The organism is Rhodoferax sp. GW821-FHT10B06 (assembly GCF_059415605.1).
The window spans coordinates 233,772-248,202 of record NZ_JBWKNO010000005.1; the positions used below are offsets into that span (position 1 = coordinate 233,772).

The following is a 14,431-nucleotide window of genomic DNA, read 5'->3' on the forward strand; positions in this document are numbered from 1 at the left end:
GGGTTACAGCCAGCCAGCGGCGGCCAATTTCAGGGCGACGAAGCGGTTCAGTAGCTTGTAGCCCGCGGGTGTGGGGTGCACGTCGTCGGCAAACTGGTAGGTGCTGACGTCTACGCCTGAAGTCAGGTTGCTGGAATTGCACACCAAGGAGGAGCCGGCCAATATGTTGCCGGTGGCAGAGCAGGTGGGGGTCGTGACATTGGTCAGACCGTACTGCGTTGGGTTGGCGTATTGGTCCATACCTTGGGTGTAAGCATCTGCCAGCACCACACTGCTGGGCAGGGCGGCCTTGAGGGCGCTGTTGTAGGTGGTGACCATGGTGCCCAGCAGAGTTTGGCCCGAAGCGGTCAGGCTTTGGCCTCTGGGTGTTTGCACAATGTTGGGCACATTCACTACCACCACGTATTTGGCGCCCTTGCCTACCACCGAGGTCGTGATGTAGCCGGCCAATTCTGCCGCGGCAGTGGCCATGCCGGTGACGGCTTCGGTCGGTGCGGCCGAGGCGACAGCGGCGGCGGTACCGCTTTGGATGGTGGCCTGCATGGTGGTGGACCAGCCCGCGGCAATCGCGGCGCCCAGGGCGGCCGTACGGGTGGTCGTGTTGTCGGTAGTGAGCAGCGTGGTGGCGGCCGAGACAGCGTTCAGGTGCATGAAGGCGTCATTCGCACCAGCCAGCACGGTGACCAGCTCGGTGCCCGAGAACTGGGTGACGCGCGACAAATGGTTGGCGATCTGGGTCTTGACTGGTACGGCTAGCAGGCCCACCGTGGAGAGGCCCAGGCTTTGCAGGCCGACGCTGCTGGGGGCAAAGGTGGACGTTACCCGGGCACTGCCTTGTGCGTAGTTGGTGCAGCTGGTGTGTTCAGTGACGGCGACCGAAACAATGCCCGCTGTGACAAAAGCGGAGCTCGGCAATATGCCGGTTTCTGCTGCGCAAGGTGCGCTCAGGTTGAGTTGGCCAGCCAGGAATTCGGTCCAGTTTCGCGACGCGGTAGACGTGTTGTCGTTGACGGTCCACTTGCCGCCGCCTACGGCCGCAATGGTGCCCACTTTGTACGTGCCCACATCGCTCAGGCTGTCGCCGAAGGACACCAAGGACGTGAAGGTAACTTTGGTGCTGGTTTCACTGCCGCCACCGCCGCAAGCGGACAAGAGCAGGGCCGCGGTCAGGGCGGCAAATTTTGTGGGATTCCAATGCATTGGGGGGCTCCTGTGGTAAAAAAGAACGGTCGTTCGTTTGTGCCGAATGCTACGCGGGTCGCTTGAATTTCCACAAAGGGTTAGTACGGATAAATCGGGTATCCATATGTGATTTATTCCTCTTTCACTGCCCATTCGACCAGCGCATCCAATGCCGGACGAGCGGCGGCCGCGTTGGCGTGGTTGACGATGCCCACCACCACATAGCGCCGCCCGCTGCGTCCGGTGGCATAGCCGGCTACCGAAGTGACGCCGTCCAGCGTGCCGGTTTTCAGCTGGGCGCGGCCCATGGCTTCAGGGGCCAGGCCGCGCTCGCGCATGCGCAGCGTGGTGCCATCCACCCCGGCGATGGACAAGGATTGGGCCAACACTGCTCCATTCGGATGGCTGGCTGCGCGGCGCAGCAGCTGGCCCAGGGCGCGTGCGCTGGTGCGCTCTTCGCGGCTCAGGCCGGAGCCGTTCTCCAGTGTGGGCGCGGGCACCTCGCGGCCGATGGCGCGCGGCCACCAGGCGGCGATGACCGTGCGGGAGGCCGCAAAACTGCCGGGCTGGCCGTCGTGCGCGCCCAGGGTCAGAAAGACCTGTTGGGCCATCACGTTGTTGCTGAATTTGTTGACGTCGGCGATCAGCTCGCCTAGTGGTTGAGACGGTGCGTCCATCAGCCACTCGGCGGTGGGCGGCGTGCGGCCGTCGCGCACCATGCCGTCCAGCGTGCCGCCGGCACCCAGGTACAGGGCTTGCAGCACCCGGCGTGCAAAGCTGGCCGGGTCGCTGTAGGCCACGGGCCAGCTGCGTTCGCCGCAGCGCACCGGGTAGCTGCCCAGAAAGCGCACCTGGTTGGGGTCGGAAAAGTCGGCCTGCAGACTGCCGCGCCAGTCGCCGCAGACCTGGCTGTCCAGCGGCACCTGCGCGTCTATGGCTACGCCGGCCATCGGGGGCTCGCTGCGCACTTGCGCCGTGCGGCTGCCGGGCTCGGGCGTAAAGCTCAGGATCAGCGACTTGAAGTTGACCAGCAGTCCGTCCGGCGTGGCGTTGTAGGGGCTGAGCGCCTGGCCGTCAAAGGCCGCCGGGTCGCGCGCCACCGGCTCGAAAAAGCTGTGGTCCAGCACGATGTCGCCGCGCACCTTTTGCACACCACGCGCCTGCAGGGTCTGGAACATGGCGGTGATGCGTTCCAGCACCAGCTTGGGGTCGCCGCCCCCCCGGATGTAGAGGTTGCCGTACAGCACGCCGTCGCGCACCGGGCCATCGGCGTAGAAGCGGGTCTTCCAGGTGTAGTCGGGGCCCAGCAGGTCCAGTGCGGCAAAGGTGGTGACTAGCTTCATCACCGAGGCCGGATTGACGGACACCTCGGCCCGGTGGCTCAGGCGCGGGCGGGCATTGCCTTCGGCGGCCTGTACCAGCAGGCTGACGGCATCGGGCGGTACCTTGGCGCGTGCCAGGGCTGTGGCGATGTCGGGTGGCAGGCGCTGCGCCTGGCTGGGCAAGGCCAGTAACAACGTGCTGCAAGCCAGGGCCGCCAGCGCCGCTTTAATAGGAGTGAAAATAGCCATGGTTCCGATCTGCAGATATTTATCAAAATAGCTATAGAAATAGTAGCAGCTTGCGCAGGATAATCCTGCGCCGTACACCTATTTCTTGTGTAACTTATTGCCCATGCCGCTTCTTGCCTTTGACACCAGCACCGACACCCTTTCCATCGCCGTGGGCGATGGCGCGCAGGTGTGGCTGCACAGCGGCGCGGGCGGCGCCCAGGCATCGACCACGCTGATCCCGGCCATCCTGGCGTTGCTGGCCCAGGCCGGGCTGCGGCTGGACCAGCTCGATGCCATCGTTTTTGGCAGCGGCCCGGGCTCGTTCACCGGTCTTCGTACCGCCTGCTCGGTGGCGCAAGGTCTGGCTTTTGGCGCCGGCAAGCCGGTGCTGCCCATAGACACGCTGATGGCTGTGGCCGAAGAGGCCCGCGTGCAGCACGGCGTGGAGCAGGTGCAGGCCCTGTTGGACGCGCGCATGGACGAGATATACACCGGCTTTTACGCCTATGCGCAAGGCCGCTGGCAGCAACGCGCCGACTTCCAGCTGCTGCGGCCTGAAGCCGTGGTGCAGGAGGCGGGCTGGGCTCTGGCCGGCAATGCGCTGGCGGTCTATGTCGACCGCATTCCTGCCGCTACCGCCTCCAGTGGCCTGCGCTGTGCGGCCCTGCCCACGGCCAGCGCCATGCTGCGCTTGGCCCCAGCGCTGCTGGCCGCCGGCCAGGCCGTGGCCGCCGACCGGGCCCTGCCACGCTATATCCGCGACAAAGTGGCCCAGACCACCGACGAGCGCATGGCCGCCAAGGCGGCGGCCGGGGCGTTGCTGTCATGAGCGCCCAACTGCAAGTGCCACAAGCGCCGGAGCCGACCGAGGTCAGCTTCGAGCCTTTGACCGAGCTGTGGCTGGACGAGATCGTGCGCATAGAGCAGACCGCCTATGCCCACCCCTGGTCGCTTACCAACTTCAAGGACACGTTGGCCGCCGGCTATGAATGCCAAATTTTGCTGGCCGGGCGCACCGTACTGGGTTACTTCGTGGCCATGAAAGGGGTGGATGAGGTGCATCTGCTGAACATCACCGTGGCCCCCCCTTACCTGCGCCAGGGCTGGTCGCACCTGATGCTGGACGCCTTGGCCCTGTGGTCGCGCGGCCAGGGTGCGCAGTGGCTGTGGCTGGAGGCGCGCGCCAGCAATCTGCGGGCACTGCATGTGTACACCCAGTTCGGCTTCAGCCGCGTGGGCCTGCGCAAGGACTACTACCCTAACGGGCCGGGGCAGCGCGAGCACGCGGTGGTGATGAGCTTGCCGCTATGAGCCTGGACCTGGACGCCCGCCAGCGCGCCATGCTGGCCGAAATGCAGGTGCCGGTCTGGTGGCCGGCCGCAGAAGTGCCCGTTGCCGCAGCACCGGCGCGGGCAGCGCCGCCTGTAGCGGTGGCCGCCCCCGCGCCGGAGGCACCGGCACCCGCCCGCAGCGGCATGCACAGCCTGGCCGAGGCCATGCAGAATGCTCCTGAATTAATAGCTGCCCGCGCAGGTATTACCAGTGCTGGAGCCGGAAAAGATTCAGAATCTTCTGGCGCCGATCTGGGCGATTCCGACATGTCGGCTCTGCGTGCGGCCTGGAGCGCATGCCAAGCCAGCCGTGTATGGGGTGCGGCGGCCAGCGCGTCGCCAGACTGGCTGGTGCTGGGCGAAGCGCTGGGCATCAGCGACGACCCCGCCAGCGCGCCGTTTGTGGGCGATGCCGGTGTGCTGCTCGACAACATGCTGCGCGCGGTGGGCATCCGCGCCCAGGCGCCGCTGCGTTCGGCCCAGCTGACCAGTGTGCTGAAAACGCGGCTTGCCGACCAGCCCGATGCCGACCCGCTGGTCTTCAACGCGCCCCATGTGGAGCGCCATGTCCGCCTGCTGCAGCCCCGACTGATACTGGCCCTGGGCCCGTTCGCAGCCCAGCTGCTGCTGCGCGACGCCACGCCCTTGGGGCAGCTGCGCGGCCGGGTGCACCGCTACCAGGGGGTGCCGGTGGTGGTGTCTTACGCTCCGGCCACCTTGTTGCGCAATCCCGCTGAAAAGGCCAAGGCCTGGGCCGACCTGTGCCTGGCGATGTCGGCTTCAGCGTAAATACGTTCTAACGTCGGCCCGTAAAATCGGGGCATGACCTTTCTAGACATGCTCCAAAACGCTGGGCAGCGCAATGCCTCCATGCTCTGCGTGGGGCTCGACCCCGATCCGGCCCGCTTTCCGGGCGCATGGCGTGGCGACGCCAGCAAGATTGCCGACTTTTGCAACCGCATCGTGGACGCCACGGCCGACCTGGCCATCGCCTTCAAGCCGCAGATCGCCTACTTTGCCGCGCACCGCGCCGAAGACCAGCTGGAACGTGTGGTGGCCCATATCCGCCGTGTCGCGCCGCATGTGCCCATCATCCTGGACGCCAAGCGCGGCGACATTGGCTCCACTGCCGAGCAGTACGCCGTTGAAGCCTTCGAGCGCTACCAGGCCGACGCCGTCACCCTGTCGCCTTTCATGGGCTTTGACTCGGTGCAGCCTTATTTGAAATACCCCGGCAAGGGCGCTTTCCTGCTGTGCCGCACCTCCAACCCCGGTGGTGACGACCTGCAAAACCAGCGCCTGGCCAGCGTGCCCGGCCAGCCCTTGTTGTACGAGCACATCGCCCAATTGGCCCAAGGCCCGTGGAACCTGAACGGCCAGCTCGGCTTGGTGGTGGGAGCGACCTACCCGGCGGAAATCGCCCGTGTGCGCGCCTTGGCACCTACTGTGCCGCTGCTGGTGCCCGGCGTGGGTGCACAGGGCGGTGATGCCCATGCCACGGTGCGAGCCGGCTGGACCGCCAACGGCCCGCTCATCGTCAACTCTTCGCGTGCTGTGCTGTACGCATCGTCCGGCGACGACTTCGCCGATGCCGCACGCAGTGCCGCGCAACAGACCCGTGACCAGTTGCAGGCAGCACGGTTACTATAAAAAGAATAGCCTCCTGCGCAGATAACGCCTGCGCTAGAGGCGGTTTTTGTACCAAGCTCAGGGTGTGGCTTGGAAGCTGATGTCGTTGGCCAACATGAACCACAGGATCAGGGTGGGGATGACCACAGGCAGCGACAGGGCGCAAAACATCAGCGTGGTCATGGCGAATGCGGCAATGTCATTCCACCACTGCAGCAGTAGTACGCGCAGGTCTACTTCCCAAAAACGTTCCGGCGGTCTGTTTGGCATAGGGGGCCTCTTCTTTTGCGAAGTGTAGTGCGCTGCCGGCAATTTTTCAGCGGTTTGTGCTGAGCTGTTTTTAAGTGGTGAGCACCATGCAGGGCATCAGCGAATCCTCCCGCAAGATCAGCGACATCAGCGACAGCATCGCTTTTCAGACCAATATCCTGGCGTTGAATGCGGCGGTCGAAGCAGCGCGCGCGGGCGAGCAAGGTACGGCACTGGTCGATAAGGCCGGTGCCACCAGGACCGAGGTGATGGGCGAAATCAGTGCCGCGAACAACGAGCAAAGTGCCGGCGTGTCTCAAATCGGCGAAGCCGTTACCCAGATGGACAATGCCACCCAGCAGCATGAAGGTCCAGGCGGACGAACTGGTGGCCGCCGTGTCTGTTTTCAAGTTGGGGCAAGGCGTGGCACAGCGTGTGCTGTCGTCGGCGGCAGCCCATGTATGGCTGGCTTTTTCTGCCCGCCATTGACTCCGAAAAGACGGCTGCCAAGCCTGGTTTATCCAGGCCGCGAAGCTTCAGGAAAACCCTTCCTCAATATGGAGGATGCTGCCGTGGGCTCACGCTTTACAGCGTTTGCGTAGCGGGCGCATGCTTTGAAAACGCCATGTAACAGGCATCGTGGTCGTTGGGAAATATTGAAAGGACATTTGATGAGCTTCAACAATATGACGGTCAAAAGCCAGCTGTCCTGGGCGTTTGGATTGTTGGTTGCCCTGGTGCTGGTGGTGGCTGCCGTAGGGCTCAGTTCACTTGATAGCGCCCACGACAAATTCACGCACTACAACAACGATGTGGTGACGCAAAACAAGTTGGTGGACCAGCTCCGGGCCGCCATCAGCGCCCGGGCGATCGCGGCGCGCAACCTGGTGCTGGCAAGCACCCCAGAAGACAAGGACCTGGAATACAAGGAAGTGGTCAAGTCGCGCCAAGCCACCCAGGAATTCATGGCCAAGCTCCATGACGCCATCCGGAGCAACCCAAGCCCAGATCCTGACGATGTCCGCATGGTGGCCGAAATGACCCGTATTGAAGGTTTGTACGGTCCCGTGGCTTTGAAAATCACCCAGTTGGCGGTAGACGGAAAGACCGAAGAGGCGATTGCCATGATCAACAAGGAATGCCGCCCGCTGCTAGTGGCTTTGGTGAAAGCCAGCCAGGGCGGCAGCACAGGAGGCCTGGACGAAGGCAGCGGCTATACCCGTGCACGCACCTTGCTTTTGCTGGCCGGTGCCTTGGCGATTGCGGCCGCCTTGAGCATGGGCTTTTTCATTACCCGCAGCCTGGTCCGCGCACTGGGTGGTGAGCCCGGTGTTGCTGCCAACCTGGCCCGCGCTGTGGCGCAGGGCGATTTGACGGTGCCCATCCATCTCAGGGATGGCGATAGCACGAGCCTGATGGCCCAGTTGCAGCGCATGCAGCAAAGCTTGGCCAGTGTTGTCAGCACGGTACGCCAGGGCTCCGATGGGGTGGCGACCGCCAGCGCCGAAATATCCCAGGGCAACCATGATCTGAGCGACCGCACCGAGCGGCAGGCCAGCGCCTTGCAGCAAACCGCGGCCTCCATGGACGAGCTGGGCTCCACCGTACGGCAAAACGCCGATAACGCGCAGCAGGCCAATCAGCTGGCTTTGAGCGCGAGCAAGGTGGCCATGCAAGGTGGCGACGTGGTGGCCGAGGTGGTGAGCACCATGAAGGGCATCAACGAAAGCTCCCGCAAGATCAGCGACATCATCGGCGTCATTGATGGCATTGCCTTCCAGACCAATATCCTGGCGCTGAACGCTGCCGTGGAAGCCGCCCGGGCTGGCGAACAAGGCCGGGGCTTCGCGGTGGTTGCTGGCGAGGTGCGCAGCCTGGCCGGGCGCAGCGCCGACGCGGCCAAGGAAATCAAGCAACTGATTTCTACCAGCGTGGAGCGCGTGGAGCAGGGCACGGCGTTGGTCGACAAGGCCGGTATTACCATGACCGAGGTGGTGAGTTCCATCCGCCGCGTGACCGACATCGTGGGCGAAATCAGCGCCGCCAGCAGCGAACAGAGTCAGGGAGTCTCTCAGGTGGGAGAGGCGGTGTCGCAGATGGATCACACGACCCAGCAGAACGCCGCGCTGGTGGAGCAGATGGCAGCGGCAGCCAACAGCATGCGGACCCAGGCCGAAGAGCTGGTGTCGGCAGTTTCGGTCTTCAAGCTGGGGCATGGCGTGCACGGGCGGCCTGCAGCAGTGTCTGCACCTGCCGAGAGGGTTATGGAAGGTGCCAGGCCGCTACGTATCGCCTGAGGCCTACGGTAAAGTGTTTCAAAATGTCATAAGGCGCTTGTGATTGTCGGATTTGCCCTTACCAATCTGATAACCTTTATTCGTACAACCTACTTGAAAGAACCGCCATGGCTAAAACCAGCATCGAATCCCAAGAGCAACTGGTCAGTGATATCAAGTCGGTCATCTCAGACGCTGAAGACATGCTCAGCGCGACTGCCGACCAGACCGGTGAGAAGCTCGCCAGCCTGCGTGCCCGGGTCAAGGCCCGCCTGAGCGACGCCCGTGAACGCCTGATCGACGCTGAAGCGGCTTTGCGCCACAACACCAAGGTAGCGGCCCGTGCCGCCGACGACTATGTGCACGAGTCTCCCTGGACGGCCGTGGGCGTGGCCGCTGGTGTAGGCCTGCTGGTTGGTCTCATCATTGGCCGCCGCTGAGTCCCGGCCCGCTGTGGGCCTGGATTTCCATGCGTAACGTGTTCGGCGGCGGGCTGTACGCCGCTTTGAAAGGTATTCCGGTCACCTTGCTGACCGTAGTACGAACGCGTCTGCAACTATTCGGCAACGAGCTGCAGACCGCCAAACTCCATGTATTGCGTGAGCTCAGTCTGGTGCTGGCCATGGTGGCCTTTGCGGGTCTGGGCATCGTGTTGGCCGTGGTGTTGGTACTGAGCTTGCTGTGGGACCAGCGGGTGATCGTGCTGTCTTGCTTGTCCGTGTTGTTTGTGGGGCTGGCGGTGGCCTGTTATGCCATGCTGCGCCGCTCTACCGTGGTGTCCGACAATATGTTTGCAGCCAGCCTGGCCGAACTGCAGGAAGACCTGCGCCAACTCAAAGCCGAAGCGGGCCATGGGCAAGACCCACACTGAGCTGGCTTACGAGCGCGGGCGCTTGCTGGAACGCATCCAGTACCAGCGCAGCTTGCTGGCGCGCGAGTGTGCTCCGCTGCAGCGCGTGGCCCAGAAGGGGGATCACCTGGCGGGGTTGGCGGCCGAGTTGTTGTCTTTTGCGCGGCAGAACCCATTGACCCTGGGGGCTATCGCTGCTGTCGTGCTGGTGTTCAAGCCGCGCATGGCTTGGCGTTGGGCCAAACGCGGTTTCGCCCTCTGGCGTGGCTGGCGTGTGGTGCAACAGTGGCAGCCCGGCACTTTGCTGCAGCTGCTGCGCCGCTTCATCTAATCTTCTTTTGCTATCAAATAAGTAGCTTCCAGCGCAGGTGTTACTTGCGCTGGGGGCCTCTTTTCTTTACAAGATGCGCGCCAGGTACTTGCCAGTATGGCTGGCGGGATTGGCGGCTATCTGCTCCGGCGTGCCCACGCCCACCACGGTGCCGCCGCCGGCGCCGCCTTCGGGCCCCATGTCGATCAGCCAGTCGGCAGTCTTGATCACATCCAGGTTGTGCTCGATCACCACGATGGTGTTGCCCGCGCTGCGCAGTTGGTGCAGTACTTTCAGCAGCAGGGCGATATCGGCAAAGTGCAGGCCGGTGGTGGGTTCGTCCAGGATGTACAGCGTGCGGCCGGTATCGCGCTTGCTGAGTTCCAGCGCCAGCTTGACGCGCTGGGCCTCGCCGCCCGACAAGGTAGTGGCCGACTGGCCCAGTTTGATGTAGCTCAGCCCCACGTCCAGCAGGGTGTGCAGTTTGCGGGCGATGGTGGGCACGGCCTTCAGGAATTCGTACGCAGCCTCGACCGTCAGCTCCAGGATCTGCGCAATGTTTTTGCCCTTGTACTGCACCTCCAAGGTCTCCCGGTTGTAACGCTGGCCTTTGCACACGTCGCAGGGCACGTACACATCGGGCAGAAAGTGCATCTCCACCTTGACCATGCCGTCGCCCTGGCAGGCCTCGCAGCGGCCGCCGGCCACGTTGAAGCTGAAGCGTCCTGCGCCGTAGCCGCGTTCACGCGCCATGGGCACTTCGGCCATCAGCTCGCGGATGGGCGTGAACAGGCCGGTATAGGTGGCTGGATTCGAGCGTGGGGTGCGGCCAATCGGCGACTGGTCCACGTTGATGACCTTGTCGAACTGCTCGATGCCGATGATTTCCTCGTGCTCGGCGGGTTCGTTGTGCGCGCGGTAGAGCTGGCGCGCCACCGCTGTGTAGAGCGTGTCGTTGACCAGGGTGGATTTGCCCGAGCCCGACACACCGGTCACGCAGGTCAGCAGCCCCACCGGGAAGTCCACGTTGACGCCCTTGAGGTTGTGGCCCTTGGCACCCACGATGGACAGCCAGCCTTCGCCTGGGGCGGGCTGTTTCTGCGTGTGGCGTTCTGCGGGCACCTCGATCTTCAGTGTGCCCGCCAGGTACTGGCCGGTCAGCGAATCCGGGTTCGCCTTGACTTCGTCAAACGTGCCCTGGGCCATGATGCGGCCGCCGTGGATGCCGGCGCCGGGGCCCAGGTCGATCACATGGTCGGCGGCGCGCATCATGTCTTCGTCGTGCTCGACCACCAGCACGCTGTTGCCGATGTCGCGCAGGTGCTGCAGCGTGGCAATCAGGCGGTCGTTGTCGCGCTGGTGCAGGCCGATGCTGGGCTCGTCCAGTACGTACATCACGCCTGTCAGGCCTGAGCCGATTTGCGAGGCCAGGCGGATACGTTGCGATTCGCCGCCGCTCAGGGTTTCGGCGCTACGGTCCAGGCTCAGGTAGTTCAGGCCTACGTCGTTCAGGAACTTCAGGCGCAGACCGATTTCGCGCACGATCTTGCCGGCAATCTCGCCCTTGGCTCCGCCCATGGTCAGCTGGTTGAAGTACTCAAAACTTTCGCGCAGCGTGGTGTGGCTGATCTCAAATATCGCGCGTGCTTGCGTGCCTTCGCCTACTTTGACGTGGCGCGCTTCGCGGCGCAGGCGCGAGCCATTGCAGCTGGCGCAGGGTTGGCTGGTGCGGTAGCGGGCCAGGTCTTCGCGCACCAGGTTGGAGTCGGTTTCGCGGTAGCGCCGCTGCATGTTGGGGATGATGCCTTCGAAAGGGTGCTTTTTGCTGACCTTCTTGCCCTGGGACGCGCCCGAGTCCATCACATAGCTGAATTTGACGTCCTCCTCGCCCGAGCCGTACAGCAGGGCTTGCTGTACGGGCGTGGGCAGGGATTCAAAAGCCGCTTCGATGTCAAATTGGTAGTGCTTGGCCAGGCTTTCCAGCATGGCGAAGTAATAGCCGTTGCGCCGGTCCCAGCCCTTGATGGCGCCACTGGCCAGGCTCAGCGACGGGAAGGCCACGACCCGTGTCGGGTCGAACAGCTCTTGCATGCCCAGCCCGTCACAGGTAGGGCAGGCTCCGACGGGCGAGTTGAACGAGAACAGGCGCGGCTCCAGCTCGGCGATGGAGTAGTTGCACACCGGGCAGGCGAACTTGGCGTTGAACAGGTGTTCCTGGCCGGATGCCATCTCGACCACGATGGCCTTGCCCTCGGCCAGGCGCAGCGAGGCTTCGAAGCTTTCGGCCAGGCGCTGGCGCTGGGCGGCTACGGCCTGGGGCTCGCTGTCCCCATGCACTTTGACGCGGTCTATCACCACGTCGATGTTGTGCTTCTCGGTCTTTTTCAGCTTGGGCAGCTGGTCGAACTCGAAGGTTTCGCCATCCACCCGGAAGCGCACATAGCCCTGGGCCTGCATTTCGGTAAACACGTCGGCGTATTCGCCCTTGCGTTCGCGGGCGATGGGGGCGACCACCATCAGGCGGGTGTCCACCGGCAGCGCCAGCACTGCGTCCACCATCTGGCTGACGGTCTGGGCCTGCAGTGGCAGGTCGTGGTCAGGGCAGTAGGGTGTGCCGGCGCGGGCGAACAGCAGGCGCAGGTAGTCGTGGATCTCGGTCACCGTACCCACGGTGGAGCGCGGGTTGTGGCTGGTGGCTTTTTGCTCGATGGAGATGGCCGGGCTCAGGCCTTCGATCAGGTCCACGTCCGGCTTGTCCATCAGCTGCAGGAACTGGCGGGCGTAGGTGCTCAGGCTCTCCACATAGCGGCGCTGGCCTTCGGCGTACAGCGTATCGAAGGCCAGGCTGGATTTGCCCGAGCCGCTCAGGCCGGTGATCACCACCAGCTGGTTGCGGGGGATGTCCAGGTCGATGTTCTTCAGGTTGTGCGTGCGGGCACCACGGATGCTGATGCGTTGCAGCTGCAAGGCATTGCGCAAATAAGTGCCTTCAGACGAGACTTCGGGGTGAGCTGGGTTCAAAGTGGGCCGGCCTTGGGAGAGATCAGTTGCAGGCCAGGGCTTGCGCCCATGGAGCCTGAGAGCGAGAGTAAACCCGCCATGATAGTGAAGATCAGGGAGAATCGCACACTTCGTGCTTGCTCTTGTCCATGGTGTCTTGCGTGTCCCAGCCTTCTGCTTCCATTTCTCCTTCTGTTTCAACGTCTGCTGCGTCTGCTGCGTCTGCAGCCATGACTCCGCTGGAGCGGCGTGCCAGTGTGTCCTTGGCATGTATTTTTGGCTTGCGTATGCTGGGGCTGTTTCTGGTGCTGCCGGTATTTGCCTTGGAAGCCGCCAAGTTCCCAGGTGGCGATGACCCGGCCCGGGTGGGCATGGCCATGGGGATTTACGGGCTGACCCAGGGTTTGCTGCAGTTGCCGTTTGGCATGGCGTCGGACCGCTTTGGCCGCAAGCGTGTGATCGTGTTGGGGCTGTTGCTGTTTGCCGCCGGTAGTTTTGTCGCCGCCTGGGCCGATAGCCTGACCGCGTTGACGCTGGGCCGAGCTCTGCAGGGTGCGGGGGCTATCTCGGCCGCCGTAACCGCCTTGCTGGCCGACCAGACCCGTGACGTGGTGCGCACCAAGGCCATGGCCTTGGTCGGCGGCAGTATTGCGTTGGTGTTTGCGCTGTCTTTGGTGCTGGCGCCGGCGCTAGATGCGGTGATTGGCTTGGGTGGGCTATTTGTCTTGACGGGTTGCCTGGCCCTGATCGGCACAGCGGTGGTGTTGTGGGTCGTGCCGCCAGAGCCTTTGCAGCATGCATTGCAGCCGCGCGGCAGATTGTCTGAAGTGTTATCGCATGCGGGCTTGCTGCGCTTGGATGCGGGGGTATTCATCTTGCATGCGGTGCAGCTGGCCATGTGGATGGCGGTGCCGGCTTTGCTGGTGCAGGCCGGGCTGGGCAAGGTGCACCATTGGTGGGTATATCTGCCAGCGGTGCTGGGCTCGTTCGTGGTCATGGGGGGCGGGCTGTTTCCCCTGGAGCGGCGTGGTTATCTGCGGGCCGTGTTTTTGCTGGCGATTGGCCTGATTGCGTTGGTACAGCTTGGCTTGCTGTGGGCGGCTCAGGCGCCGCAGGTCAGCAGCCTGGCGACGTTATTGTTTCTGTTTTTCTGTGGTTTCAATGTGCTGGAGGCTAGCCAACCCAGCTTGGCGTCACGTTTGGCGCCGGCCCATGTGCGTGGTACGGCATTGGGGGTGTACAACACGTTGCAATCTCTCGGTTTTTTTGTCGGAGGACTGGCGGGCGGCGCCTTGCTCAAGCACGCCGGGCCCCAGGGCTTGTTTGCGGTTTGCTGCGTGGCTATGCTGGTCTGGTTGCTGCTTGCCTGGCCTATGCAGGCTCCTGGCAAAGCATAATCTACCCCCTTAGAGGAAATCACCATGGCATCCGTCAACAAAGTCATCATCGTCGGCAATTTGGGTCGAGACCCCGAAGTGCGCACCTTCCCCAGTGGCGACCGGGTCGCCAACGTCACCATCGCCACCACCGAAACCTGGAAAGACAAGCAAACCGGCGAACGCCGCGAGGCTACCGAATGGCACCGAGTGGTGTTCCGTGGCGGTTTGGCCGGCATCGTGGAGCAATATCTGCGCAAGGGTTCGCAGGTGTATGTCGAAGGCTCCATCCGCAGCCGCAAGTACAACGACGCCTCTGGCATGGAGAAGTCAATCACTGAAATCATCGCCAACGAAATGACCATGCTGGGCAGTCGCCAGGGCATGGGTGGCCCCCAAGGTGGTGGCAATGATGGCGGCTATGACGACGGCGGCTACGACAACAGCCCGCCGCCAGCTCCGGCCCGTCGCCCAATGGCACCCGCCGCCCGACCTGCCATGGCTCCTCCGTCACGTCCACCCGCGCCAGCACCCGCTGCGCGCTCTTCGAGCGGATTCGATGACATGGACGACGATATCCCGTTCTAACCAGTTCTGTTGCGGCACCCAAGCTCAACTTTTAATCGCCCGTGTGCTCATAGCGTACGGGCATTTTTTTTGTGTGTTTATTTTTGC

14 protein-coding genes and 1 pseudogene are annotated in these 14,431 nt (G+C 63.4%); 11 read left to right on the top strand and 4 right to left on the bottom strand.

Annotated elements, in window-relative coordinates; translation table 11 throughout:
* Positions 1 to 3 precede the first annotated feature (3 nt).
* A complete protein-coding gene (locus tag AC07O2_RS10575; protein ID WP_495075690.1) occupies positions 4 to 1,200 on the bottom strand; it encodes an SGNH/GDSL hydrolase family protein in 1,197 nt (398 codons plus the stop codon).
* A 113-nt stretch (positions 1,201 to 1,313) separates the two neighbouring features.
* Positions 1,314 to 2,753 carry a D-alanyl-D-alanine carboxypeptidase/D-alanyl-D-alanine endopeptidase gene (dacB, locus tag AC07O2_RS10580; RefSeq protein WP_495075691.1) on the bottom strand — a complete coding sequence of 480 codons (1,440 nt, stop codon included), beginning with the start codon at positions 2,751 to 2,753 and terminating at the stop codon, positions 1,314 to 1,316.
* A gap of 103 nt (positions 2,754 to 2,856) precedes the next feature.
* On the opposite strand from dacB, the gene tsaB reads away from it, so the two are divergent.
* Genes tsaB through pyrF form a run of 4 tightly spaced genes read left to right on the top strand, consistent with a single transcriptional unit; the run spans position 2,857 to position 5,716 of the window.
* On the top strand, positions 2,857 to 3,564 hold the full coding sequence (tsaB, locus tag AC07O2_RS10585; protein WP_495075692.1) for a tRNA (adenosine(37)-N6)-threonylcarbamoyltransferase complex dimerization subunit type 1 TsaB: 708 nt from the start codon (positions 2,857 to 2,859) through the stop codon (positions 3,562 to 3,564).
* The gene (gene rimI / locus AC07O2_RS10590) at positions 3,561 to 4,046 is read left to right on the top strand and encodes a ribosomal protein S18-alanine N-acetyltransferase (protein ID WP_495075693.1); all 486 of its coding nucleotides are present in this window, start codon (positions 3,561 to 3,563) and stop codon (positions 4,044 to 4,046) included. The genes tsaB and rimI overlap by 4 nt, the downstream gene beginning before the upstream one ends.
* A complete protein-coding gene (locus tag AC07O2_RS10595; RefSeq protein WP_495075694.1) occupies positions 4,043 to 4,855 on the top strand; it encodes a uracil-DNA glycosylase in 813 nt (270 codons plus the stop codon). Before rimI ends, AC07O2_RS10595 begins: the two co-directional genes overlap by 4 nt.
* Before the next feature lie 33 nt (positions 4,856 to 4,888).
* The gene (gene pyrF / locus AC07O2_RS10600) at positions 4,889 to 5,716 is read left to right on the top strand and encodes an orotidine-5'-phosphate decarboxylase (protein ID WP_495075695.1); all 828 of its coding nucleotides are present in this window, start codon (positions 4,889 to 4,891) and stop codon (positions 5,714 to 5,716) included.
* 57 nt (positions 5,717 to 5,773) lie between these two features.
* On the opposite strand, the gene AC07O2_RS10605 is transcribed toward pyrF, so the two are convergent.
* On the bottom strand, positions 5,774 to 5,965 hold the full coding sequence (locus AC07O2_RS10605; RefSeq protein ID WP_495075696.1) for a hypothetical protein: 192 nt from the start codon (positions 5,963 to 5,965) through the stop codon (positions 5,774 to 5,776).
* Between the two features lie 74 nt (positions 5,966 to 6,039).
* Here AC07O2_RS10605 and AC07O2_RS10610 point away from each other — a divergent pair.
* From AC07O2_RS10610 to AC07O2_RS10630, 5 genes and pseudogenes are all read left to right on the top strand, one after another.
* Positions 6,040 to 6,433, top strand: a pseudogene (locus AC07O2_RS10610) (methyl-accepting chemotaxis protein); the annotation flags it as partial.
* Positions 6,434 to 6,615: 182 nt separating this feature from the next.
* Positions 6,616 to 8,241, top strand: a complete 1,626-nt coding sequence (locus tag AC07O2_RS10615; RefSeq protein ID WP_495075697.1) for a methyl-accepting chemotaxis protein — start codon at positions 6,616 to 6,618, stop codon at positions 8,239 to 8,241.
* Between the two features lie 107 nt (positions 8,242 to 8,348).
* Entirely contained in the window at positions 8,349 to 8,660 is a 312-nt protein-coding gene (locus AC07O2_RS10620; protein WP_490591984.1) for an ElaB/YgaM/YqjD family protein, read from the top strand.
* Positions 8,661 to 8,689: 29 nt separating this feature from the next.
* Positions 8,690 to 9,091, top strand: a complete 402-nt coding sequence (locus AC07O2_RS10625; protein WP_495075698.1) for a phage holin family protein — start codon at positions 8,690 to 8,692, stop codon at positions 9,089 to 9,091.
* Entirely contained in the window at positions 9,072 to 9,401 is a 330-nt protein-coding gene (locus tag AC07O2_RS10630) for a YqjK family protein (RefSeq protein WP_495075699.1), read from the top strand. Before AC07O2_RS10625 ends, AC07O2_RS10630 begins: the two co-directional genes overlap by 20 nt.
* A 66-nt stretch (positions 9,402 to 9,467) precedes the next feature.
* Here AC07O2_RS10630 and uvrA read toward each other — a convergent pair whose 3' ends face one another.
* Entirely contained in the window at positions 9,468 to 12,401 is a 2,934-nt protein-coding gene (gene uvrA / locus AC07O2_RS10635) for an excinuclease ABC subunit UvrA (RefSeq protein ID WP_495075700.1), read from the bottom strand.
* Positions 12,402 to 12,610: 209 nt separating this feature from the next.
* Here uvrA and AC07O2_RS10640 point away from each other — a divergent pair, with 209 nt between their 5' ends.
* Together AC07O2_RS10640 and ssb are read left to right on the top strand one after the other, a co-directional pair.
* On the top strand, positions 12,611 to 13,777 hold the full coding sequence (locus AC07O2_RS10640; RefSeq protein WP_495075701.1) for an MFS transporter: 1,167 nt from the start codon (positions 12,611 to 12,613) through the stop codon (positions 13,775 to 13,777).
* 24 nt (positions 13,778 to 13,801) lie between these two features.
* Positions 13,802 to 14,344 (top strand): single-stranded DNA-binding protein, encoded by a 543-nt coding sequence (gene ssb, locus AC07O2_RS10645; RefSeq protein ID WP_495075702.1) that lies wholly within the window; start codon positions 13,802 to 13,804, stop codon positions 14,342 to 14,344.
* Positions 14,345 to 14,431: the final 87 nt, after the last annotated feature.